We start from the raw sequence: 23,736 nt of genomic DNA, 5'->3' as shown, positions 1-23,736 counted from the left end.
CCGTTATTCGCCGCCGGCCCGGTCGAGCGCCAGGTTCAGCGCCAGCACGTTCACCCGCGGCTCGCCGAGCAGGCCCAGCAGCCGTCCCTCGACATTCGCGTCCACCAGCGCGCGCACCCGCGCTTCCGGCAGGCTGCGCGCCTTGGCGACGCGCGGCACCTGGAACAGGGCTGCCTGCGGCGAGATATGCGGGTCGAGCCCGCTTCCCGAAGTCGTCAGAAGATCGGCGGGAACGGTCGCACCGGGGTTTTCGGCCTGCAGCCGGGCAAGATCGTCCTTCACGCGGTCCGCCAGCGCCTTCGCCGTGGGCCCCAGGTTGGAGCCGCCGGAACTGGCGGCGTTGTAGGGTGCTGGCACGGTCTTGGTCGGATCGTTCGGATCGGTGTCCGTGGTCGCCGACGGCCGGCCGTGGAAGTATTTCGCGCCCGTGAAGTTCTGGCCGATCAGCGCGGAGCCGACGACCTTGCCGTCGCGCTCAACCAGGCTGCCGCCGGCCTGGCGCGGGAACAGCGCCTGGGCGATTCCGGTCATGGCAAGCGGATAGACGAGGCCTGTCAGAACCGTGAACGCCACGATCATCACGATGGCCGGACGGACTTCCTTCAGCATGACGATGTTCCTTACGCCAGACCGAGCGCGGTGACGAGCATGTCGATGACCTTGATACCGACGAACGGAGCGGCGAGGCCGCCGACGCCATAGACCAGCAGGTTGCGGCGCAGCAGCGACGCGGCCCCGATCGGGCGGTAGGCCACGCCCTTCAGCGCCAGCGGAATCAGCGCCACGATGATCAGCGCGTTGAAGATGATCGCGGACAGGATGGCGCTTTGCGGTGTCGACAGGTACATGATGTTGAGCGCCGAGAGTTGCGGGTAGAAGGCCAGGAACATCGCCGGGATGATGGCGAAATACTTGGCCACGTCGTTGGCAATCGAGAACGTGGTCAGCGCTCCGCGCGTCATCAGCAACTGCTTGCCGATCTCGACGATCTCGATCAGCTTCGTGGGATCGCTGTCCAGATCGACCATGTTGCCGGCCTCGCGCGCGGCCATGGTGCCGGTGTTCATGGCGACACCTACATCGGCCTGGGCCAGCGCCGGCGCGTCGTTGGTTCCGTCGCCGCACATCGCCACCAGCTTGCCCTGACCCTGCTCCTGGCGGATCAGGCCGAGCTTCGCCTCCGGCGTCGCCTGGGCGAGGAAGTCGTCCACGCCTGCCTCGGCGGCGATGGCCGCCGCGGTCATCGGGTTGTCGCCGGTGATCATCACCGTGCGGATGCCCATGCGGCGCAACTCGGAGAAGCGCTCCTTGATGCCGCCCTTGATGATGTCCTTCAGATGGATGATGCCCAGCAGGCGATGCCCGTCGGCGACCGCCAGCGGCGTGCCGCCGGACGTGGCGATGCGTTCGGCGATGGCGCGCAACTCGCGAACCACCGCCTCGGCCACCGGGCGCTCGTTCGCCGATGTCGCCAGCACATGCGCGAGCACGGAGTCGACGGCGCCCTTGCGGATCTGGCGTCCATCGAGGTCCACGCCGCTCATGCGGGTCTGCGCGGAGAACGCCACGAAATGCGCGCCGAGATGCGCCATCTCGCGGCCCCGCAGCGCATAGAGCTCCTTCGCGAGCACCACGATCGAGCGCCCCTCCGGCGTCTCGTCGCTCAGCGAGGAAAGCTGGGCGGCATCGGCGAGCTCGCGCGCGTCCACGCCGGCCACCGGGAGGAACGCGGTCGCCTGCCGGTTGCCGAGCGTGATGGTGCCGGTCTTGTCCAGCAGCAGCGTGTCCACGTCGCCTGCCGCTTCCACCGCGCGGCCGGACATTGCCAGCACATTGAAGCGCACCAGCCGGTCCATGCCGGCAATGCCGATGGCGGACAGCAGCGCACCGATGGTGGTGGGGATCAATGTGACGAACAGCGCCACCAGCACCAGAACGGTCAGCGAGCCGCCGGCATAGGTCGCGAAGCTGGGGATGGTCGCCACCGCCAGCACGAAGATCAGCGTCATGCCCGCCAACAGGATGTTCAGGGCGATCTCGTTCGGCGTCTTCTGGCGCGCGGCGCCCTCCACCAGCGCGATCATGCGGTCGAGAAAGGTCGAGCCCGGGGCTGCGGTGATGCGCACCTTGATGATGTCCGACATGACCTGGGTGCCGCCGGTGACAGCGGAGCGGTCGCCGCCGGCCTCGCGGATCACGGGAGCCGATTCGCCGGTGATCGCGGCCTCGTTCACCGAGGCGACGCCCTCGATCACCTCGCCGTCACTGGGGATGATCTCGCCGGCCGCCACCAGCACGATGTCGCCCTGGCGCAGCGACGTGGCAGGGATGGATTCGGTGCCGCCGTCGGCGCGCAGGCGATGAGCCATGGTTTCGGTCTTGGCGCGGCGCAGGCTCGCGGCCTGGGCCTTGCCCCGGCCCTCGGCCACTGCCTCGGCAAAGTTCGCGAACAGCACCGTGAACCACAGCCAGATATTGATCTGCAGCGCGAAGCCGAGATGCGTGCCGCCGGTGGCGAGGTCACGCAAGAACAGGATGGTCGTGAGGACCGAGACGATCTCGACCACGAACATCACGGGGTTGTGCCACAGCATCCGCGGATCGAGCTTGCGGAAGGCCTGACCGATGGCCGGCCACAGGATGGCCGTGTCGAGCATGGTCGTGGTGGCGCGCAAGCGGGGCAGGGTTGTGTCGCTCATGCTGGAAGGTCCGATCAGAACAGGGTGCCGGCGTGCATGGCGTAATGCTCGACGACGGGGCCGAGGGCGAGCGCGGGGAAGAACGTCAGGCCGCCCATGATCAGGATCACACCGACCACCAGGCCCACGAACAGGGCGCCATCGGTGGGGAAGGTGCCGGAGGAGGGCGGGACGGTCTTCTTGGCCGCCATCGATCCGGCGATGGCCAGCGCCGGGATGATCACAAAGAAGCGGCCGATCATCATGGATATGCCCAGGCTGGTGTTCCAGTAGGGCGTATTCGCCGACAGGCCGGCGAAGGCGCTGCCGTTGTTGGCGGCCGTCGAGACATAGGCGTACAGCGCCTCGCTGAACCCATGCGGGCCGCTGGCGGAGATCGCCGCAGGTGGGCCAGGCAGAACCAGGGCGAGCGCCGTGAAGCCCAGCATCACCAGCGGCAGGCACAGGATCGCGAGCATGGTCATCTTCACCTCTCGCGCCTCGATCTTCTTGCCCAGGTACTCGGGCGTGCGCCCGACCATCAGCCCGGCCACGAACACCGCGACGATGGCGAACAGCAGGAAGCCGTAAAGGCCCGAGCCGACGCCGCCAAAGATGATCTCGCCGAGCATCATGTTGATCATCGGCACCATGCCGCCCAACGGCAGGAAGCTCTCATGCATGGCGTTGACCGCGCCGCAGGACGCATCCGTGGTGACGGTGGCGAACATGGCGCTGGCGGGTATGCCGAAGCGCAGCTCCTTGCCTTCCATGTTGCCCATCGACGGGTCCATGCCCAGTGCGACCAGCGCGGGGTTTGCCTGCGACTCGGACCAGTACAGCACCCCGACACCGACCAGGAACAGCAGGCCCATGGCGGTGAACACCGCCCAGCCCTGGCGCTCGCTGCCGACCATGCGGCCGAACATGTTGGTCAGCGCGGCCCCCAGCGTGAAGATCGCGACCATCTGGATCAGGTTGGTCAGCGCCGTCGGGTTCTCGAACGGATGCGCGGAGTTGGCGTTGAAGAAGCCGCCGCCGTTGGTGCCGAGCATCTTGATCGCTTCCTGCGAGGCGACCGGGCCGAGGGCGACGGTCTGCCTGGCACCTTCCAGCGTGGCGGCATCGACATAGGCGCCCAGGGTCTGCGGCATGCCCTGCCAGACGAAAGCCAGCGTCATCACCACACAGATCGGCAACAGCACGTAGAGCGTGATGCGTGTCAGATCGACCCAGAAATTGCCGATATGCCGGGCCGAGCGGCGGGCGAAGCCGCGCACGAAAGCGACGGCGATGGCGATGCCGGCGGCGGCGGACATGAAGTTCTGCACCGCGAGCCCGGCCATCTGCACCAGGTCGCTCATGGTGCTTTCGCCGCCGTAGTTCTGCCAGTTGGTGTTGGTGAGAAAGCTGACGGCGGTGTTGTAGGCGAGATCCGGCGGCACGGCGGACTGGCCGGCCGGGTTCAGCGGCAGCATCGCCTGCACGCGCATCAACGCATACAGCGCCAGGAAGCCCACGAGCTTGAAGACCAGCATGCCGACGGCGTAGCCGATCCAGCCTTGCTCGGCTTTCGCATCCACGCCGGCCATCGCATAGATGCCGCGCTCCACCGGGCCGAAGACCGGGGAGAGGAATGTCCGCTCGCCGGCGAACACGCGCGTCATGAATCCGCCGAGCGGCCGCGTGATCGCCACCACGATCGCGCAATAAAGCGCGATCTGGAGCCATCCGATGACGGTCATGTCAGAACCGCTCCGGCCGCACGAGCGCGTAGACGAGATAGACGACCAGGCCGGCGGTCACGAGGCCGCCGAGCGCGTATTCGAAGATCATGGGGGCTCCTCACAGGCGGTCGCACAAGAGGACGTAGCCCAGGCAGACGGCGAAGCCGACGACGCCAAGGGCCAGGAAGATCGCGTCGTACATGACGAGCCTTGTGCTGCGGATGTAGGACCTGCAACGTTGCGGCTATGGCATAGGAAATCGATGTCGCGACGAGGGCGGCGGCATAGGAATTCCATAGGAAACGCCCCACCTCAGGCGGGTCGGCGGCAGGAGAGATGGGCGCGTATGGAATCGATCTACTACGTCATGGCCTGGGCCTGCCATCGCAAGTGTCGGCACTGTTATGAAGACCGCTTCAGGCCGTATGTCCGCAGCGAGCTTGAGGCCGTCGTGGCCGAGGCGGAGGCGAATGCCCCGCGCATCATTGCCAACCTGCCGGACCGGATGACTTATCTGGACCAGGACGATCCCGCGCCCGATGGCACGCTGCCGGAGAAGACCGGCCGCATCGTCCTGTCCGGCGGGGAGGCGCTGCTGGAGGCGACGCGCCGGCGGGTGACCTATCCGGTGATCGAGGCGCTGGTGGCGAAATACCGTGACGCCGGCGGCGTGCGCGTGGTGCTGCAGACCACCGGAGACCTGGTCACGCTGGAGATCATTGGCGACCTGCTCGCGCGTGGGGTGTGGATGATCTCGGTCGCCGGCGTCGACGATTTCCATGTTGGCCTGGAAGGGACAGAAAAGCAGACCGCGTTCAAGGCCGGCCTGACCGCCGTGTTCGAGGCCGCCGGCATGCGCCCCTCCGGCCGGCAGGCGCCGGACCGTGCCTGGCACCAGGAGGACGGGCCGGTCTACAGTTTCTTCGGCGCCACGCCGGAGTCCTGGATCGGCAAGCTGTGGCCACGCGGGCGGGCGTGGCAGAACGGGCTCTCCACCGCCACCATCGCCGACAATTTCTGCGCCCGCTGGTCGGGCGGGATGAACTTCCTCAACCACCCGTATGCCGGCTCGGAAGTGTCCATCGAGCCGGATGGCAGCGTCTATCCCTGCTGCGTCAAGACCAGGCTGCCGGTGGGCAACCTGCTGGAGGAGCGGCTGACCGACATCCTCGACAGCCTGGCCGGCGATCCCGTCTATGAGGCGATCAACGCCGGCAAGCCGGAACGCATGGGCCTGACCCTGGGCTGGAGCGTCGAAACCTTCCTGGAGAAGGCGCGCACCACTTCCCCGACGGGCAAGCCATACGCAAATCTGTGCATCGGTTGCGACCGCTTCCACGCGGAGGTGCTGGCCCCCGTGATCGAAGCCGCCCGCATGCGCCGCCTGAAGGAGACCGTATGAGCCTGGTTCGCGCGCCCCTGTCCCGCCGGGGCCTGCTCGCCGGCACCGCCGCGGCGGGGCTGGCGCCGCTGGCCCGCGCCGCTGCACCGGCCTGGGCCGGGATCGAGCGGGCCGGGCGCGGCCAGACCGTGTTCTGGAACGCCTGGGGCGGCGACGACCGCACCAACGCCTTCATCGCCTGGACCAGCGAGCGCATGAAGATGCGCCACGATCTGCAGCTCCGCCACGTGCGCCTGCGCGATACCTCCGAGGCGGTGGCGCGTGTGGTGGCCGAGAAGGTCGCTGGCCGCAACGAGGGCGGGTCGGTGGACCTGATCTGGATCAACGGCCCCAATTTCCTGGCGATGAAGCAGCAGGGCCTGCTGCATGGCCCGGTGCTGGACCTGCTGCCCAATGCCGCCCTGATCGACCGCATCGGCAAGCCCACTACCATGGTGGACTTCACCGTGCCGACAGACGGCTATGAAGTGCCGTGGCGGATGGCGCAGGTGGTGTTCGTGCACGACAGCGTCCGGGTGCCTGACCCGCCGCGCAGCATGGCGGCGCTGCGCGATTGGGCGGCCGCCCATCCAGGCCGGGTGACGCATCCGACGGTCCGCAACTTTCTCGGCGCCACCTTCCTGAAGCAGGCGTTGTACGAACTCGCCCCCGATCCTGCGCTGCTGCAACAAGCGGCAACCGGCGCGACGTTCGGGCCGGTCACCGCGCCGCTGTGGGACTGGTACGCCGCCTTGCGCCCCAGCCTGTGGCGTGGCGGCCGGAACTTCCCCGACAGCGGGCCGGCGCAGCGCGCGCTGATGAACGATGGCGAAATCGACATCATGATCTCGTTCAACCCCTCGGAAGCGTCCACCGCCATCGCCAACGGCACGTTGCCGGGCACGGTGCGCACCTATGTGCTGGACGGCGGGACCATCGGCAATTGCAGCTTCAACGCCATTCCCTTCAACGCCGCACATAAGGAGGGCGCCCTGCTGGTGGCCGACTTCCTGCTGTCGCCGGAGGCGCAGGCGCACGGCATGGACCCGCGCATCCTGGGCAGCCCGACCGTGCTTGCGCTCGGCCGCCTGTCTGCCGCCGAACGCAAGCTGTTCGACGACCTCCCGCGGCCCGTCGCCACGCTGTCGGATGCCGAACTGGGTCGGCCGCTGCCGGAGCCGCATCCATCGTGGATGACCGCCATCGCCGCGGAGTGGGAGAAGCGGGTCACGCTGTAGTACTCGAATGCTGCGCCTCGCACCCGCCGCATTGTTGAGTGTGCTGCTGCTGCCGGTGGGCGCGGGCATGGTGGCGACGCTGTTGCCGGCGTTCGGCTATTTGCCGGCGCTGGGCGGCAGCGCGCTGTCGCTGCAGCCGTGGCGGGAACTGCTCGCCTGGCCGGGGCTGCCAACCAGCCTGGTGCTGACCATCGGCACCGGCCTCGCCGCCACCGTGCTGTCGCTGGCCTCCGCCCTGGCGCTGGCCATCGCCGCCCGCCGGGCACGCGTGCTGCGGCCGGTCCAGGCTGCGATTGCGCCGGTCCTGGCAACACCGCACGCGGCCTTGGCCATTGGCTTTGCCTTCCTGGTCGCCCCCAGCGGCTGGATCGCCCGACTGGTCTCCCCTGGCCTGACGGGATGGCAGGTGCCCCCGGACATCGCGACGGTGCAGGACCCCTGGGGGGCGGCGCTGGTGCTGGGCCTCTGTCTGAAAGAGGCGCCGTACCTGCTGTTGATGACCCTGGCGGCGCTGGCGCAGGTGGAGGCGCCGGCCACGCTGCGGGTGGCGGCCGCCCTGGGCTACGGCCCCTGGCGCGCCTGGCTGCTGGTGGTGCTGCCGCGGGTCTGGCCGCAATTGCGCCTGCCGGTGATGGCGGTGCTGACCTTCTCGCTGTCGGTCGTGGACGTGCCGCTGGTGCTTGGTCCGTCCAACCCGCCGACCCTGGCGGTGCAGATCGTGCGCTGGTTCGCCGACCCCGACCTGTCGCGCTGGTTCCCCGCCGGCGCCGGCGCGGTGCTGTTGTCGGCGGTGGTGCTGGCCGCGTTGCTGGGGCTGCGGGTCATCGAAGCAGTCGTTGCCCGGCTGGGCCGCGCCTGGGGCCGCAGCGGGGAGCGTGGCGGGGGTGGGGCCGACGGGCTCGCCTCGGCGGTCGGCATTCTGCTGATCGGGACCAGCGTCGCGGCGATCCTGGTGCTGGCGCTGTGGTCCTTCGCACGGTCCTGGCGGTTCCCGGATGCGCTGCCGCAGGCGTGGGGTCTGGGCACCTGGCAGGCGCAGCTGCCCGGCCTGGCGGGGACCGCCGGCGTCACCGTGGCGCTGGCGGTGGCGGCCACGATTATCGCGCTGCTGCTGGCGGTGGCGTGCCTGGAGAACGAGCGGCGGATCGGGCACCCGGCCGGGCGGGCGATGGCGTTGCTGTACCTGCCGCTGCTTGTGCCGCAGGTGGCCTTCCTGTTCGGCATGCAGATCCTGCTGGTGTGGCTGTCGCTGGATGGCGGAGCGCTGGCGCTGGTGTGGGCGCATCTGGTGTTTGTGCTGCCCTACGTGTTCCTGTCGCTGGCCGATCCCTGGCGGGCGCTGGATGCGCGCCTGCTGCGCAGCGCGGCCTGCCTGGGCGCTCCGCCGTGGCGGGTACTGCTGCGGGTGACGCTGCCGCTGCTGGCCCGCCCGCTGCTGGCCGCCGCGGCGGTCGGCTTCGCCGTCTCCGCCGGGCTGTATCTGCCCACGCTGTTCGCCGGCGCCGGCCGGGTGGCGACGCTGACCACCGAGGCGGTGACGTTGTCCTCCGGCGGGGATCGGCGGGTGGTTGCGGCCACCGCGCTGCTGCAGGCGGCGCTGCCGGTGTTGGCCTACGCGCTGGCGGTCGGCCTGCCGTCCTGGCGGGCCCGGCGACGCCGGGGGCTGGCTCTGGCGGCATGAGCCTGCATCTGCGCGACGTCACCATCCGGGCCGGCACGCGCACGCTGCTGCGCGACCTGTCGCTGACGGCGGAGCCAAGCCAGGTGGTCACGGTGATGGGACCGAGCGGGGTGGGCAAATCGAGCCTGCTGGCCTTCGCCTGCGGCACGCTGGCCGCGGGGCTGCAAGCCGAGGGCCGGGTGTTGATCGACGGCGACGACATCACGGCTTTGCCGCCGCATCGCCGCCGCCTCGGCATCCTGTTCCAGGATGATCTGTTGTTCCCGCACATGAGCGTGGGCGACAATCTGCTGTTCGGCCTGGACCCAGCCATGCGCGGCCGCGCCGCCCGGCGTGCGGCCATGCAGACGGCGTTGATCGAAGCCGAGTTGCCCGGCATGGCCGCACGGGACCCGGCCTCGCTGTCCGGCGGTCAGCGGGCGCGGATCGCGCTGATGCGCGTTCTGCTGTCGCGGCCACGCGCGTTGTTGCTGGACGAACCCTTTGGCCGCCTGGACGCGGCTCTGCGCGACCGCCTGCGTCGCGTCGTGTTCGATGCAGCGGCGGCGCGCGGGCTGCCTGTGCTGCTGGTCACGCATGATCATGCCGACGCCGATGCCGCCGGGGGGCCGGTGCTGGAGCTGGCGTGAGCGGGGCGGCCGCGGTCCCGGCCGATCAATCCGAAAGGGACGCAGGCACCGCCTTCTGTTTCAGCGGATGGCCGAGATAGTGCTCCAGCACCTGTTCGGTCGGCCCGTCCTCGCGGATGCGGCCCTGTTCCATCCAGATGAGCCGGTTGCACCAGTCCATCAGCGTCTCGGTGCTGTGGGTGGAGAGCACCAGGATCTCGGCGCCGCGCACCATGTCTTCCAGCCGCGCGCGCGCCTTCTCCATGAAGTTGGCGTCGCCGGCCAGGAACCATTCGTCCATCAGCAGGACCTGCGGGCGGATGGCGGTGGCGAGTGCGAAGCCCAGGCGCACGATCATGCCGGCGCTGTAGATGCGCACCGGCAACTCCATGAAATTGCCCAGCTCGGCGAAATCGCGGACGTCATCCAGCAGCCGCTTGACCGCCGCCGGTCCCAGCCCATGATACATCCCGCGCAGCGTGATATTTTCGCGGCCCGTGAGGTTCACGTTCATGCCCAGATGCGGATCCAGCAGCGCGTTCAGGGTGCCCTGGACCCGCACGGAGCCGTTGAGCGGCTCGTAGATGCCGGCGAGCGTTCGCAGCAGCGTGGTCTTGCCCGCGCCATTGGTGCCGATCAGGCCCAGCCGGTCGCCGCTGCGCAGGGTGAACGAGATGTCGCGCAGCGCCTGCACGACGATGCGGCGCTTCGCGTCCGCGCCCATGCGCCCGGCCACGGTGCTCAGTACCGTCTTCTTCAGGCTGCGTCCGCTGGCGTGGTAAAGGGGAAAGTCGAGGCTCAGCGCGGAGACATCGATTTCGGCAAGGGGGCTGGTGGGCATCGCCGTCAGATCCAGAACGCGATCCGGCCACGCACGCGCGAGAACAGCAGCCAGGACACGCCGCAGAGCAGGATCGAACTTCCGATCGCCGAGGCATAGACCGCCATGTCCGGCACCGTGCCCAGCAGCGGGCCGCGCACGACTTCCAGCAACGTAAAGAAGGGGTTGAACGGCAGCATCCACTGCGCGTCGCCCACCAGCTCCGGCTTCCAGATGACGGGAGTCACGAAGAACGCCATCTGCAACACGTTGGTGACGATCGGCGGAATATCGCGGAAGCGAGCGCACAGTGCGCCGAGGGTGGCCGTGATCGCCAGCGAGTCGACCAGCCACAACGCCATGCCCGGGATCGCCAGGATCACCTCCGGCCCGGGCCAGGTGTCCAGCACGGCATCGACGACCACGAAGACGACGGTGTTGTGCGCCAGCACGATCAGGTTGCGGAGCACGATCCGCGCCGCATACAGCGAAAACGGCATGCGGATGGACCGGATCATGCCCTCGTTGCTGGTGTAGCCGGTGCAGGCATCGGTGACGAGCGTGGCCAGGAAGCCCCACAGCACCTGCGATACCGCCAGGAATGGCAGGTATTCGTGCAGGTCCATGCGGAACAGCGTCGAATAGATGGCGCCCATGGCCGCGACCATGGCGCCGGTGGACAAGGTCAGCCAGAACGGCCCGAGCATCGAGCCGCGATAGCGCAGGCGGATGTCGAGCCAGGCCAGCGTCCAGCACAGCCGCCACAGCGATGCGGCCTCGCGCAGGTCGCGAACGGCCATCCGCTGGCGCTCCGCGGCGGTATTGCCTGGGGTGAGTTCGAGGGTCTTGGCGCCTCGGGTGCCGGGTTGCAGCGCGACGGTCATGCCGGGCGGGGCGATAGCCCATAAGCCGGCCTGCCGCAACCGGAGCGTCCGGACGCGGCGTGCCAGCCGGCGCTGGCCTGGTGCGCGTTCAGCTGCCGGTGCGGGCGATCCGGGTGCGGGCGCCGCGGGTCAGCATGACGCGTTCGCCGGGCCGGAAGCCGTCTTCGTTGGTCTGCACCACCGAAATGGTCTGGCCGTTGTCCTCGCGGATGATGAATTCCACCGCGCTGCCGGTGCTGACACCTTTCTCGACGGCCGAGCCGGCGATGCCGCCGATGATCGCGCCACCGACGGCGCCGAGGATGTTGCCGCGCACGTCGTTGCGGCCAATGAAGCTGCCCGCGGTTGCACCCAGCGCGGCGCCGCCAAGTGTGCCCACACCGGTCTGATCGGCCTGCACCGTGACCGGGCGCATCGAGACGATCACACCATAGCTGACGCTGGCGGTGCGGCCGATATCCGCGCCGGTATAGGTGGTGTTGGTGTTGGTCGGCGCGCATGCAGCCACGCCCAGCACGGCAACCAGGATTGTTGCGGCAGCGAGGTTGCGGGTCGTTCTGAACATCACTCTCGGTCTCCTCGGTGCCAACCCGCGCCGGACCCGTGGTCTGGAGGGCGTACTCTGACCGCAACAATTAGCATATCCGTGTGAACACGGCACGGCATCACACGCGCGTGAGCATGAAATCACGGTAACCTTGCTTTGAACAACGCTTTAGGATAAGGACTTACCCCGGGTTCCTGACTATTACTGTCAACGACGGCCGCTAGGCCGCCGTGCCCTCCGGCTGCATTTGCGGTCGTGCCACGACGGAGACTCGCGCCGCATGACGACCCACCCGATCCGCCTCCGCACTGACGCAGAACGCGGGCGTTTCCTGCCAACCATGCGGGCCCTGATCTGCGTGGCGACGCTCGGTCTGCTGTCGGCGTGCGCCGGCAACCATTCGCAGATGAGCGCCACCCAGGAGGCGGCGCAGTATGTCGCCCGGGCCAAGCGCAACTACACCCCGCCCGGCCCGCCCGGCGACCCCTGGGGCCCTTACATTACCGAGGCCGCGGCGAAGTACGACGTGCCGGAGCGCTGGGTGCGCGAGGTGATGCGCCAGGAATCCGGCGGCCGCCTGTACGAGAACGGCCAACTCATCACGTCCGGCGCCGGGGCGATGGGCCTGATGCAGGTGATGCCCGCCACGTATGACGAACTGCGCGCCCGCTACGACCTGGGCGACGACCCGTTCGATCCGCACGACAACATCATGGCCGGCACCGCCTACCTGCGCGAACTGTACGACGTGTTCGGCTCGCCCGGCTTCCTGGCCGCCTATAACGCCGGCCCAGGCCGGCTGGACGACTATCTGACGCGCAACCGGCCCCTGCCGGATGAGACGCGCCGCTACGTCGCCCGGGTGGGATCCGCGATCGGCGACAGCGTGCCGGTGCGCGTGGCGGCGGCCCCGCAATACGCGATGCTGCCGATCAACATTCCCGCCGGTCCGCGCTATCCGCGCGGCCGCAACAACAGCGCCCCGGTGGCCCTGGCCGACAATCGCGGCCCGCGTACCGGCTATGCCCGCGGCGTTGTGCAGACGGCGGCATTGCCCGAGCCGCCGCGCCCCGTGTCGGCGCCGGCGGTGCAGCAGGTGGCCGCGGCCGCCCCTGCCGCCGGCCGCTCAGGCTTCCACCTGATCGCCCCGGCCATGGCGGACACGCTGCCGACCCAGCGCGGCGGACCCGCCGCGGGCAGCTGGGCGATCCAGGTGGGTGCTTTCGGCAACGAGAGCCAGGCCCGTGCCGCCGCCGATGCTGCCCGCGGCCGTGCGCGCGACCTGCTGGCCTCAGCCCGGCCGACGATCGGGACCGTGCGCCAGGCCAGCAACACGCTGTATCGTGCCCGGCTGACCGGTCTGTCGCGCGACACCGCCATGCAGGCGTGCGAGCGGATCTCGCGCAGTCGCGGCGGCTGCATCGTGCTGTCACCTGACGCACAATCCTGAGCACCGCCGCAACCCTGCCGGCCTGATCTTTCCGGAGCCACGCGGCCGCATCGCGCCCCATCGGATGCCACCGGGTTGTGGCCCCGCGGCCCGGACGGCATGATCGGCACCGACCGATCTCCGGGGGGATAAGACGAATGAGCGAACCGGCCGCAACTCAGTCCGGGCAAGGCCCGGCGAGCCGGGCTTGCGGTGGTGGTGTGGGCGCCGCTGGCGCCCGCTTCGCCAGCCTGACGCCGCTGCTGAACCCGCGTTCGGTGGCCGTGCTGGGCGCCTCGACCGATCCCACACGCATCGGCGGCCGCCCGATCGCCTATATGCGCAAGCAGGGATTTGCCGGGCGCATCTTCCCGGTGAATCCACGCCGCGAGGAAGTGCAGGGCCTGCGGGCCTACCCCTCGGTGGCCGATCTGCCGGAAGTGCCGGATGTCGCCGTTGTCGCGGTCTCGGCGGAGCTTGCCGTGCCGGCCGTGGCCGACCTCGCCGCTGCCGGCGTGAAGGGCGCGATCGTGCTGACGGCCGGCTTCGCCGAGGTGGATGAAGCGGGGGCGGAGGCGCAGGCGCGCATGGTCGCGACGGCCAAGGCAGCCGGCATGCGGATGCTCGGGCCCAACTGCCTTGGCCTGTTCAACGCGCGTATCGGCTTCTATCCGATCTTCTCCTCCTCGTTCGAGAATGGCTGGCCGCGGCCCGGGCGCATCGGCATCGTCAGCCAGTCCGGCGCCTACGGCACGCATCTGTTCGCCGCCGCGCGCGATCGCGGACTCGGCACCCCGCTCTGCGTCACCACCGGCAACGAGGGCGATGTCACCATCGGTGACGTGATCGGCTGGCTGGCCGAGGACCCGGAGACCGACGTGATCGCCGCCTATGCCGAGGGCATTCGCGAGTCCGAGGGCCTGCTGGCGGCGCTGGCGGCCGCGCGGGCCGCGCGCAAGCCGGTGGTGATGATGAAAGTGGGCCGCAGCGCGCTGGGCACGGCCGCCGCCAAGTCGCATACAGCCTCCATTGCCGGCGACGACGCCGTGACCGATGCGGTGCTGGCCGAGTTCGGCGTGGTGCGGGCGCGCACCACCGAGGAGATGCTGGACATCGCCCAGCTCGCGTCGCGCCGCATCTACCCCGCGCGCAACACGCTGGGCGTGATGACCATGAGCGGCGGCGCCGGCGTGCTGATCAGCGACGCTGCGGACGAGCTGGGCGTTCCGATGCCGGAAATGCCGGCGGATGCGCAGGCCAGGCTGAAGGCCCTGGTCTCGTTCTGCGCGCCGCGCAACCCCGTGGATTGCACGGCGCAGGCGTTCAACGACTTCTCCCTTGTCGGCCGTTTCGCCGACGCGGTGGCGGGCGACGGCGGGTATTCGTCAATCCTGTGCTTCTTCTCCCAGATTGGCGGCGCACCCAGCATGGTGCCGAAGCTGCGCACCGAGTTGAATGCCACGCGGGCGAAGTACCCGGACCGGTTATACGTGCTGTCCGTGCTGGCGCCGCCCGAGGTAGTGCGCGACTACGAAGCGGACGGATTCACGGTGTTCGAGGACCCGTCGCGCGCCGTGGTCGCGATCGAGGCGATGGGCCGGTTTGGCGCCGCCTTCGCCGCTGCCCCGGACGCCGCACCGCCTTCCGTCCCCGTGGTCGCGCTGCCGGCCGCGACACCCAGCGAGGCGGAGGCGAAGCGCCTGCTGGCCGAGGCCGGCATTCCCAGCGCCCCCGAGCGGGCGTGCCCGACCGCCGACGCTGCCGTGGCTGCCGCGGCATCGTTCGGCTTCCCGGTGGTGATGAAGATCCTGTCGCCGGACATCCTGCACAAATCCGAGATCGGCGGCGTGCTGCTGGACGTGGCCGATGCGGACGGCGTGCGCGCCGGTTTCGCCACGCTGCTGGAGCGTGCCCGCGCGGCGGCGCCGGCGGCGCGGATCGAGGGCGTGCTGGTGGCGAAGCAGTTGCAGGGGGGCGTCGAGTGCATCCTGGGCATCCACCGCGACCCGGTGTTCGGCCCGGTCGCGATGTTCGGGTTGGGCGGCGTCTTCGTGGAAGTGCTGAAGGACGTGGTGTTCCGCCGCTGCCCGTTCGGCGAGGACGTGGCCGAGCGCATGATCCGCTCCATTCGCGGCGCCCCGCTGCTGCTGGGCGCGCGCGGACGCCAGCCGGCTGACATCAAGGCGCTCGCGCGCATGCTCGCGCGGCTGTCAGTGTTTGCGCATCAGGCGGGCGCGGCAGTGCAGGCGGTGGACCTCAATCCCGTCTTCGCCATGCCGGAGGGCGAAGGCGCCTATGCCGCGGACGCCGTGATCGAGATCGGGGGGACATGAGTATGGCAGTCGTCAACAGCGTCAGGGTACGCATCGCATGATCAACAAGATCGTCCCGTCCATGGCCGATGCCGTGGCCGGCGTGAAGGATGGGGCCACCGTATTGCTGGGCGGCTTCGGGTCGGTGGGCCAGCCGAACCAGCTGGTGGACGGGCTGATCGAGACCGGCGTGAAGGACCTCGTCGTCGTCGCCAACAACGCCGGCGGCGGGCATGTGGGCCTGGCGCTGCTGATGGAGCTGGGGCGGGTGCGCAAGATCATCTGCTCGTTCCCGCGCAGCTCCACCTCGACGATCTTCGAGGAGCTGTATCGTGCCGGGAAGATCGAGCTGGAAATTGTGCCCCAGGGCACCATGGCCGAACGCATGCGCGCGGCCGGGGCCGGTGTGGGCGCGTTCTTCACCCCCACCTCGGTTGGCACGAAGCTGGCCGAAGGCAAGGAGCTGCGCACCATCAATGGCCGCGAGATGGTGCTGGAATACGCCCTGCGCGGCGATTTCGCGCTGGTGGAGGCCTGGCAGGCCGATCGCTGGGGCAACCTCACCTACAACAAGTCAGGCCGCAACTTTAACCCGGTGATGGCCATGGCGGCGGACTGCACCATCGTGCAGGCACAGCACGTCGTGGAGCTCGGGGAACTGAACCCGGAGCACATCGTGACCCCCGGCATCTTCGTGGACCGGGTGGTGCACGTGCCTTACGGTGCCCCCCCGATCTGAGGAGAGACGTCATGGACACTGCCGTGGACATCAAGCCGTGGAGCCGGGCGCAGATGGCGGCGCGTGTGGCGCGGGACGTTCCCGAAGGCTGGTACGTGAATCTCGGCATCGGCATTCCCACCCAGGTCGCCGACCACGTGCCGCCGGAGCGCGAGGTGATCATCCATTCCGAGAACGGCGTGCTGGGCATGGGCCCCGCGCCGGCCAAGGAGGACATCGATCCCTGGCTGATCAACGCGGGCAAGCAGCATGTGACGCTGCGCACCGGCGGTGCCTTTGTGCACCATGCCGACAGCTTCGCGATGATCCGTGGCGGGCACCTCGATCTGTGCGTGCTGGGCGCCTTCGAGGTGGCGGAGAACGGCGACATCGCCAACTGGGCCACCAGCGAGAACGATACGGCGCCGGCCGTGGGCGGGGCGATGGACCTGGCCGCGGGGGCGAAGCGCCTGTGGGTGGTGATGGAGCACACCACCAAGGACGGCCGCCCGAAGCTGGTACGCCGCTCCAGCTATCCGCTGACCGCACCGCGCGCGGTGAAGCGCGTGTATACCAACCTCGCGGTGTTGGACGTGACCGATCGGGGCTTCGTGGTGCTGGACATCCTGCCGGGGCTGTCGCGCGACGACCTGCAGGCCCGCACCGAGGCGAAGCTGCATTTCCCGTCCTGAACGGCCGCAGTGCCGCCCAGGGACCGTGAAGATGCCATGAACGCCGCTGAAGACCGGGCCGAGAATATCCGCCTGCTGCGCGACAGCGCCGCCGCAGTGGTCGCGCCGGGCGACATGAAGCGCATCCGGGTCCTGCGTTTCCGGGAGCCCGGCTTCGACCGCGCGACCTGGCAGGCGATGTGCGACATGGGCTGGGCCGGGCTGCGCGTGCCCGAGGCCGCCGGCGGCTCGGGCCTGGGCATGCAGGAATACTGCGCCCTGGCCGAGGAGCTTGGTGCCGGGCTGGTGCCGGAGCCCCTGATCCCGTGCGCCATGTCCGCGCGTTTGCTGGCCGGGGACGCGTTGGCCGGGCTGCTGTCGGGCGAGCGGGTGATCATCCCGGCCTGGCAGGAGTGCGCCAACACGCTCGATGCGCAAGGCGACACGACGGTTGCCGGCGGCCGGGCCAGCGGGCGAAAGATGTTCGTGCCGATGGCGGCCGGCGCCGACGCGTTCCTGGTCTCCGGCCGGGACGGGCTGGCGCTGGTGGACCGTGCCGCGCCCGGCCTGCGCCTGACCATCGAGCGCACCCAGGATGGCGGCAACTTCGGCACGCTTTCACTGGCGGACGCGCACTGCACGCCCGTGGCCGGGGACATGGCGGCGGCGATCGAGGAAGCCGCCCTCGCCACCGCCGCCTACCTGCTTGGGGTGATGGACCGCGCCTTCGCCATCACGCTCGACTATCTCAGGACGCGCCAGCAATTCGGCCGCCCCATCGGCAGCTTCCAGTCGCTGCAGCACCGCGCGGCCGACCTCAAGATCCAGGTGGCGCTCACCCGCGCCAGCGTGGACTCCGCCGCGGCGACGTTGGACAGCGCCGCAGCCCCGGCGTTGCGCCAGGCCGCTGTCTCGCGCGCCAAGGCACGGGCGGCGGACGCGTCCATGCTGGTGACCCGCCAGGCGATCCAGTTGCATGGCGGCATCGGCTACACCGACGAGTACGATGTCGGGTTGTTCCTGCGCAAAGCCATGGTGCTGGCCAACCTGTACGGCTCGGCCGCCTTGCATCGGCGCCGCTATGCCGCGGCCGCCCCTGACCAGGATGACGAATGATGATTCTTGAAGACCGTATCGGCGCCACCGCCGTGATCACGCTGAACTATCCGGAGCGGCGCAATGCCCTGGCGGTGCCGATGCGCGCCGAGTTGGTCGCGGCGCTGGAGCGGATCGAGGCCGATGCCGGCGTGCGCGCCGTGGTGGTGACCGGCGCCAACGGCACCTTCTCGGCCGGCGGCGACATCAGCGGCATGAACGTGCAGGATCTGGCCGCCGGGCGCGAGCGCTTCCGCCTGACGCAGCGGCTGGTGCGCCTGATCATCGAAGGCAGCAAGCCGTTCATCGCCGCCGTGGAAGGCTGGGCCGTCGGCGCCGGGCTGGGTGTGGCGCTGTGCTGCGACACCATCGTGTCCAGCGACAGCGCCCGCTTCATGGCCGGCTTCGGCAAGATCGGCCTGATCGCCGATTTCGGCCTGCTGCATACCCTGCCGCGCCGGGTGGGCGAGGGCCGGGCCCGGCAGATCCTGATGTATGCGGAGCCGATGGACGCTGCGGCGGCGGAGCGCATCGGCCTGATCGACCATGTGGTGCCCGCTGGCACTGCGCTCGACGCTGCCCTGGAGCGTGCCGCCATGTTCGCCGACGCCGCGCCCTTGCCGATCGCCATGACGAAGTCCTGGCTGGCCCAAGGGCTGGCGGATTCGCTGGAATGGGAGCGCAATACCCAGTCCGCGCTGTTCCTGACCGCCGACCATGCCGAGGGGAAAGAGGCGTTCCTGGCCAAGCGCAGGCCGAGCTTCTCCGGAGTGTGAGCCATGAACGCCATCGCGGCGCCGGCATCCGACGACCTCGACTCGCTGGACGACGACAGCTTCCGCGTGGTCGTGCGCCGCTGGGTGGAGGCGAACTACCCGGAGGAACTGCGCAACCCACCCAAGCGTCTGCACTGGCGTGACAACAAGCCGTGGTATTTCAAGCTGGCCGAGCAAGGCTGGCTGTGCCCGGGCTGGCCGCGCGCGTTCGGCGGCATGGGGCTGTCGGCAGCCAAGCAGATCATCTTCATCGAGGAATGCGAGCGCCACGGCGTGGCCCGGACCAACGACCACGGCATCGTCATGGTCGGGCCGTTGCTGATCCAGTACGGCAGCAAGGAACAGCAGGACTTCTTCCTGCCGAAGATCCTGAGCGGCGAGCATGTCTGGTGCCAGGGCTATAGCGAGCCCAATGCGGGCTCCGACCTCGCATCCCTGCGCACCGAAGCGGTCTCCGACGGCGACCACTGGGTGGTGAACGGCCAGAAGACCTGGACGACGCTGGCCAATGACGCGAACTGGATCTTCCTGCTCGTCCGCACTGACAGGACGGCGAAGAAGCAGGAAGGCATCTCGTTCCTGCTGGTGCCGATGGACAGCCCCGGCGTCACCGTCCGCCCGATCGTGAACCTCGACCTGCATGACGAGTTCTGCGAGGTGTTCTTCGACAATGTCCGCGTGCCCAAGGCGTGGACGGTGGGCGAGGTGAACAAGGGCTGGACGATGGCCAAGGCCCTGCTGGGCTTCGAGCGCATCTTCCTCGGCTCGCCCAAGCTTTCCGGCTACGCACTGACGCGGCTGCGCGTGCTGGCCGAGCGGATGGGCGTGTTCGACGACCTTGCATTCCAGGACCAGTACACGCGCCTGCGGCTCGAGTTGGCGGACCTGAAGGCGCTGCACGCGACGTTCGTGGACATCGTCCGCCGGGGTGAGACGCTGGGGCCGGACGTGTCGATGCTGAAGGTGATCCAGACCGAGCTGTTCCAGAAGATCACCGACACCATGATGGACATCGCCGGCGAGAACGCGGGGCTGCTCGATCCGATGGAAGGCAACCGCGAACTGCACCCATCCGGCCTGTTCATCCAGGCGCGGCCGAGCACGATCTATGGCGGCTCGAACGAGATCCAGCGGAACATCCTGGCGAAGAACGTGCTGGGGTTGCCGGGGTAGGGCGGCAAAGCCGCCGGCCTGTCATTTTTGTACCAATTCGATTGACCCTCGCGACAGGCTCTCCGACCCGCGCTCGGTCACCAACGATGTCCGCCCCAGCGTCATCGCCAATCCGTTCGTGGCGTCGAAGACGATGATGTGGATGAAGAACACCATACCCGGCTGCGCTTCCAGCGCCTGGCCGGCATACAGCATGGGCCAGTCCATCCAGTTCGGCGCGTAGGTGGTGCCCAGCGAATAGCCGCAGGCGTTCAGCCGGTGCTCGCGCAGGCCGCGCGCATCCAGTGTGCGGGCATGGGCGTCGAAGGCAGCGCCCACGGGATCGCCGGGGCGCAGTGCAGCCTCGGCAGCCAGCAATGCATCTGTGCACGCGGCATGCATGTCGATCAGCCGGGGATCGGCGTGGCCGACCAGGAAGGTGCGCATCAGGCAGGCGTGGTAGTGGCGATAGGCGCCGGCGAATTCGAGGGTTAGCTGGTCGTCGGCGTCCAGGTGCCGGCGTCCCGTGAAGTAGCGGCACATCAATGCGCCGGGGCCGGAGCCGATGATGTACTCGTTGGCCGGGTCGTCACCGCCACCGGTGAACACGGCCGATTGCATGTCGGCCAGGATGTCGCCCTCGAACGCACCGGGCGCTGTCGCGAGCTCGGCGGCATCCAGCGCATCGTCGGCCAGGGCGGCGGCGCGGCGGACATATTCGAGCTCGGCGGCGCTCTTCACCACGCGCAGGCGCGAGATCAGGTCGGAAGCATCGTCCAGGGTGGCGAACCCGTCCAGTGCGGCGGACAGGCGTTGGCCGTTGCGCGCGGTCAGGCCGTAGGCTTCCCATTCCACCCCCAGTGTTGTCCCGGCGCGGCCAAGTTCGCGCAGGATATCGCGAAGATCCTGGGCGGGTGAGGCGTCGGGCCCGTCCACCCAGATGCGGATGTCCTCGACGATGGAGGTGAACCGCGCCTGCAGCCGATCGGGGGCGCGGGTCAACAGCACCATGCGGCCGTCATCGGTCAGCACCAGGCATTGGAAATAGACGTAGCCGAACGTGTCGTAGCCGGTGAGCCAGTACATGCTCTCCTGGCGGAACATCAGCAGGGTGGACAGGCCACGGCGCTGCATCTCGGCAAGCGTCCGGGCGCGGCGGGCAGCGAATTCGTCGCGACTGAAATGGATGTGCTCGCCGGGCGTAACGACAGTCATGGTGTCCCTCCGCGGAGTGCAGCGGGCAGCATCGCACGGGGGCGGGAAGGCGCACAACGCGCAGGGCGGTCCTGCGGAATGCGCAGGTTGCCGCATCTGCGCCGCATCCGCACGATCGCCCCGGTATGGACACAGTCGCCGTTCAGCGCCGCGATCATGTTGATGCGACGGCCATCGCCGTGCTGGTGGTGCTGTGCACGCTGTGGGGCGTCCAGCAGGTGGCGGTGAAGGTCGCCGTGGTGCAGGGCCTGGGGCCGTTGCTGCAGGCCGGTCTTCGCTCGGCCGTCGCGGCCGTGCTGGTGCTTGGCTGGATTGCGGTGAAGGAGGGGCCCGAGGCGTTCCGCGCGGTCTTCCGGCGGGATGCGGCGCTGGGACCGGGCATCGTGATCGCCGTGCTGTTCGGCTTCGAGTTCCTGACGCTGTATCCCGGGCTGAAGCTCACCACCGCGTCGCGGGGGGTGCTGTTCCTCTACACCGCTCCGTTCTTCACGGCACTGGGTGCCCATCTGTTCCTGCCGCATGAGCGCCTGACGCTGCGGCAGGCGTTGGGTCTGCTGATTGCATTCGGCGGCGTCGCCGCCGCCTTCGCCGATGGCCTGGCGTTCGGTGGCGGCAGCGTTGCGGGCGACCTGCTGTGCCTTGCGGCGGGTGCGCTGTGGGGGGCGACCACGGTGGTGGTGAAAGCGAGCCCCAGCCTGTCGCGCACGCCGTCGTCCAGGATCCTGCTGATCCAGCTTGTGGGCTCGGCACCCATCCTGCTGGGCGCGTCGGCGCTGGCGGGCGAGATGGACCACTGGCCGCACGCCACCGCTCTGGCCTGGGCCGCCCTGTTCTACCAGACCGTCATCGTGGCGTTTCTGAGCTATCTCGTCTGGTTCGCGATGATCATCCGCTACCCCGCCGGCCGGTTGGCGGGCTTCACCTTCCTCACGCCGCTGTTCGGCATTCTCGCCGGCGCGTTGTTGCTGGGGGAGCATGCCTCGATCGCGCTGCTGGCCGGCCTGGTCGCGATCGCCGTGGGCCTGCGCCTGGTGAACAGCCGCGGCCCAGTGCGCCAAGGTCGCGGCGGTGTAGAGTGGCCGTTCCGAAGGAGGGACCCGCCATGACCGACCTGCCGATCCTGACCCAGCGCCGCATCGAGGCGGCGTTCGCCAAAGGCGTATACGAGGAGATGAAGGCCGAGCTGGGCGAGGAGACGGCCAGGCGCATCCTGACCAATGCCGTGATCAAGCTGGCGAAATCCACGGCCGCCGAGATGGCCAAGGAAGCACCCGGCGGCAACCCCAGCCTGGGCAGTTTCCGCGCCATCCAGCCGCGCTGGACCGCCGAGGACGCGCTGCGCACCGAAGTGGTGAAATCCACTGCCACCGAATTCCACTTCGACGTCGTGCGTTGCCGCTATGCCGAGATGTATCGCGCCATGGGGCTGGCCGAGTTGGGGGCGATCCTGTCCTGCAACCGCGATGGCGCGTTCTGCGAAGGCTATGATCCCCGGCTGAAACTGACCCGCACACAGACGCTGATGGGCGGCGCGGATCATTGCGATTTCCGTTATCACTACGAATAACGAGATCGGATACTGGCCGGCGCGCGGTCGCGGAGTGCGAGTTAGTCAACGCCTGGACTGACTGACCTCCTCCAACGTCGGCACACGCAAGACGCTCTTCGGTGGAATTCTGGTCGTCAGGGACGTATCGGCTGGATGAGCCTGTCGCCGGTATGATCGGCACGGCGTGTTGCAAGCGCTTTGAATGCCGGTTCCCGTACGTCAGCTTCGGTTCGGCGTTCACGAGACCGGAGCAGCGCGGCCCCGACGGCGGTCGCCACGAAGATCGATATGACGGCGAGGGCACTGCCGCCGATCATGTCGGCGAGATAGTGGGCGCCCTCCACGGGAGTTGCTGCCAACGCGAGCAGATTCAGTCCCAATACCGGCCAGCGCAGCCATCGGTTGGGCCACAACGCCCAAACGAACAGGATGGCGCCGGACGTGTGGAAGCTCGGAAATGTAATCAGCCCTTCCAGATCGTCCATCGACACCAAATGGGGGCCGGGGCCTCGCATCTGCGGCAGCAGGGCCGTAAAGCGATTCACCAGAGACGCAGGGTGCAGAGTATGCAGATCTTGCAATCCGACTCCGAAATGGGAATAGGCTGCGCCCGCTGGCATTGTGACAAATATCGCGATGGTCAGAATCAGGCACAGCCAGACCGCGATGAGGAAGGTCTGTAGCCGATCCCGCGCGCCGGTGAAGGTCAGCCCGGCGAGCACCAGGAGGAACATGATGTTGATGGAGAAATAGCCGGCCTTCAGCAATTGCCCGACCAGTGGCCGCGCATCCACGTAAGCGACATAACTACGCCAATCGAAGCCAAGCCACTGATCTGCGGCCGCCAACCAGGCATCGCGGTACGGAAAGTGCGATCCGGCAACGGCGGCCGCGAAGTTCAGCAGCGTTGCCAGTGCAATGATAAGTATCAGCTGGGCGGCATCTTCGCTTCCGGTGGCGATTCGATAGTCGGACCGGATTCGCCGATAGAACCAGCTGACACCGAGACAGATCGGGATTGGCGCCAATATGATCGGGCCTGCGTCACCCAGCCTCAGGGAGATCCCATTGGCCCAGTAGGCCGCGACCGCTGCCGCCCCCGTGCTTCCGATCAGAACCCAGAGCAGCCGGCTGGCCCCTGGAATTTCGCTGACCGACTCCGAGCTTCTATGATCAGGCCGAGGCATTCATGACGCTCCGGGGACAGACTTCAGTCCGTTCCCTAGAGCACACCACGTTAAGATCAGCTTCGACC

21 protein-coding genes and 1 pseudogene are annotated in these 23,736 nt (G+C 68.6%); 13 read left to right on the top strand and 9 right to left on the bottom strand.

Features of this window, described 5'->3' with window-relative positions:
• Positions 1 to 3: 3 nt before the first annotated feature.
• From OL599_RS00755 to OL599_RS00740, 4 genes are read right to left on the bottom strand one after another with little or no spacing between them, the layout of a single operon-like run.
• Positions 4 to 609, bottom strand: coding sequence for a K(+)-transporting ATPase subunit C (locus tag OL599_RS00755; protein ID WP_283949438.1), 606 nt, complete (start codon positions 607 to 609; stop codon positions 4 to 6).
• Between the two features lie 11 nt (positions 610 to 620).
• A complete protein-coding gene (gene kdpB, locus OL599_RS00750) occupies positions 621 to 2,699 on the bottom strand; it encodes a potassium-transporting ATPase subunit KdpB (RefSeq protein WP_283949437.1) in 2,079 nt (692 codons plus the stop codon).
• Between the two features lie 14 nt (positions 2,700 to 2,713).
• A complete protein-coding gene (gene kdpA / locus OL599_RS00745; protein ID WP_264711676.1) occupies positions 2,714 to 4,423 on the bottom strand; it encodes a potassium-transporting ATPase subunit KdpA in 1,710 nt (569 codons plus the stop codon).
• A gap of 1 nt (position 4,424) precedes the next feature.
• Positions 4,425 to 4,514 carry a K(+)-transporting ATPase subunit F gene (locus OL599_RS00740; protein WP_264711675.1) on the bottom strand — a complete coding sequence of 30 codons (90 nt, stop codon included), beginning with the start codon at positions 4,512 to 4,514 and terminating at the stop codon, positions 4,425 to 4,427.
• 237 nt (positions 4,515 to 4,751) lie between these two features.
• Here OL599_RS00740 and OL599_RS00735 point away from each other — a divergent pair, with 237 nt between their 5' ends.
• The 4 genes from OL599_RS00735 to OL599_RS00720 are packed head-to-tail and all read left to right on the top strand — an operon-like array spanning position 4,752 to position 9,334.
• The gene (locus OL599_RS00735) at positions 4,752 to 5,807 is read left to right on the top strand and encodes a radical SAM/SPASM domain-containing protein (RefSeq protein ID WP_264711674.1); all 1,056 of its coding nucleotides are present in this window, start codon (positions 4,752 to 4,754) and stop codon (positions 5,805 to 5,807) included.
• Complete coding sequence (locus OL599_RS00730; RefSeq protein WP_264711673.1) at positions 5,804 to 7,024, top strand: ABC transporter substrate-binding protein; 1,221 nt, start codon at positions 5,804 to 5,806, stop codon at positions 7,022 to 7,024. Before OL599_RS00735 ends, OL599_RS00730 begins: the two co-directional genes overlap by 4 nt.
• 7 nt (positions 7,025 to 7,031) lie before the next feature.
• Positions 7,032 to 8,705, top strand: coding sequence for an ABC transporter permease (locus OL599_RS00725; RefSeq protein WP_264711671.1), 1,674 nt, complete (start codon positions 7,032 to 7,034; stop codon positions 8,703 to 8,705).
• Positions 8,702 to 9,334 (top strand): ATP-binding cassette domain-containing protein, encoded by a 633-nt coding sequence (locus OL599_RS00720; RefSeq protein ID WP_264711670.1) that lies wholly within the window; start codon positions 8,702 to 8,704, stop codon positions 9,332 to 9,334. The genes OL599_RS00725 and OL599_RS00720 overlap by 4 nt, the downstream gene beginning before the upstream one ends.
• 25 nt (positions 9,335 to 9,359) lie before the next feature.
• On the opposite strand, the pseudogene OL599_RS00715 reads toward OL599_RS00720, so the two are convergent.
• The 3 genes and pseudogenes from OL599_RS00715 to OL599_RS00705 all read right to left on the bottom strand — a co-directional run.
• A pseudogene (locus OL599_RS00715) lies at positions 9,360 to 10,049 on the bottom strand (ABC transporter ATP-binding protein); the annotation flags it as partial.
• Between the two features lie 110 nt (positions 10,050 to 10,159).
• Positions 10,160 to 11,017 (bottom strand): ABC transporter permease, encoded by an 858-nt coding sequence (locus OL599_RS00710; RefSeq protein ID WP_264711668.1) that lies wholly within the window; start codon positions 11,015 to 11,017, stop codon positions 10,160 to 10,162.
• Positions 11,018 to 11,105: 88 nt separating this feature from the next.
• Positions 11,106 to 11,582, bottom strand: a complete 477-nt coding sequence (locus tag OL599_RS00705; protein ID WP_264711667.1) for an outer membrane lipoprotein — start codon at positions 11,580 to 11,582, stop codon at positions 11,106 to 11,108.
• Positions 11,583 to 11,844: 262 nt separating this feature from the next.
• Here OL599_RS00705 and OL599_RS00700 point away from each other — a divergent pair, with 262 nt between their 5' ends.
• From OL599_RS00700 to OL599_RS00670, 7 genes are all read left to right on the top strand, one after another.
• A complete protein-coding gene (locus OL599_RS00700; RefSeq protein ID WP_347403170.1) occupies positions 11,845 to 13,014 on the top strand; it encodes a lytic transglycosylase domain-containing protein in 1,170 nt (389 codons plus the stop codon).
• Positions 13,015 to 13,151: 137 nt separating this feature from the next.
• Entirely contained in the window at positions 13,152 to 15,326 is a 2,175-nt protein-coding gene (locus OL599_RS00695; protein ID WP_264711665.1) for an acetate--CoA ligase family protein, read from the top strand.
• Positions 15,327 to 15,363: 37 nt separating this feature from the next.
• A complete protein-coding gene (locus tag OL599_RS00690; protein WP_264711664.1) occupies positions 15,364 to 16,044 on the top strand; it encodes a 3-oxoacid CoA-transferase subunit A in 681 nt (226 codons plus the stop codon).
• Between the two features lie 11 nt (positions 16,045 to 16,055).
• Positions 16,056 to 16,715: a 3-oxoacid CoA-transferase subunit B gene (locus tag OL599_RS00685; RefSeq protein ID WP_264711663.1), complete on the top strand. Its 660-nt coding sequence runs from the start codon at positions 16,056 to 16,058 to the stop codon at positions 16,713 to 16,715.
• Positions 16,716 to 16,751: 36 nt separating this feature from the next.
• Positions 16,752 to 17,810, top strand: a complete 1,059-nt coding sequence (locus tag OL599_RS00680; RefSeq protein WP_264711662.1) for an acyl-CoA dehydrogenase family protein — start codon at positions 16,752 to 16,754, stop codon at positions 17,808 to 17,810.
• Complete coding sequence (locus tag OL599_RS00675) at positions 17,807 to 18,565, top strand: enoyl-CoA hydratase/isomerase family protein (protein WP_264711661.1); 759 nt, start codon at positions 17,807 to 17,809, stop codon at positions 18,563 to 18,565. The genes OL599_RS00680 and OL599_RS00675 overlap by 4 nt, the downstream gene beginning before the upstream one ends.
• 3 nt (positions 18,566 to 18,568) lie before the next feature.
• Complete coding sequence (locus OL599_RS00670; protein WP_264711660.1) at positions 18,569 to 19,738, top strand: acyl-CoA dehydrogenase family protein; 1,170 nt, start codon at positions 18,569 to 18,571, stop codon at positions 19,736 to 19,738.
• Positions 19,739 to 19,759: 21 nt separating this feature from the next.
• On the opposite strand, the gene OL599_RS00665 is transcribed toward OL599_RS00670, so the two are convergent.
• Positions 19,760 to 20,932 (bottom strand): M24 family metallopeptidase, encoded by a 1,173-nt coding sequence (locus tag OL599_RS00665; protein WP_264711659.1) that lies wholly within the window; start codon positions 20,930 to 20,932, stop codon positions 19,760 to 19,762.
• A gap of 125 nt (positions 20,933 to 21,057) precedes the next feature.
• Here OL599_RS00665 and OL599_RS00660 point away from each other — a divergent pair, with 125 nt between their 5' ends.
• Together OL599_RS00660 and OL599_RS00655 are read left to right on the top strand one after the other, a co-directional pair.
• Positions 21,058 to 22,038 (top strand): DMT family transporter, encoded by a 981-nt coding sequence (locus tag OL599_RS00660; protein ID WP_264711658.1) that lies wholly within the window; start codon positions 21,058 to 21,060, stop codon positions 22,036 to 22,038.
• Complete coding sequence (locus OL599_RS00655; RefSeq protein ID WP_264711657.1) at positions 22,035 to 22,499, top strand: L-2-amino-thiazoline-4-carboxylic acid hydrolase; 465 nt, start codon at positions 22,035 to 22,037, stop codon at positions 22,497 to 22,499. Before OL599_RS00660 ends, OL599_RS00655 begins: the two co-directional genes overlap by 4 nt.
• Positions 22,500 to 22,615: 116 nt before the next feature.
• Here the strand turns inward: OL599_RS00655 and OL599_RS00650 are convergent, their stop codons facing one another.
• Complete coding sequence (locus OL599_RS00650) at positions 22,616 to 23,668, bottom strand: phosphatase PAP2 family protein (protein ID WP_264711656.1); 1,053 nt, start codon at positions 23,666 to 23,668, stop codon at positions 22,616 to 22,618.
• Between the last annotated feature and the right edge of the window lie 68 nt (positions 23,669 to 23,736).

Source organism: Limobrevibacterium gyesilva (assembly GCF_025989185.1).
In the GTDB taxonomy this organism is placed as follows: Bacteria; Pseudomonadota; Alphaproteobacteria; order Acetobacterales; family Acetobacteraceae; genus Limobrevibacterium; species Limobrevibacterium gyesilva.
The sequence above is the reverse complement of the archived record's forward strand: the minus strand, read 5'-3'. Positions and strand labels throughout refer to the sequence as shown.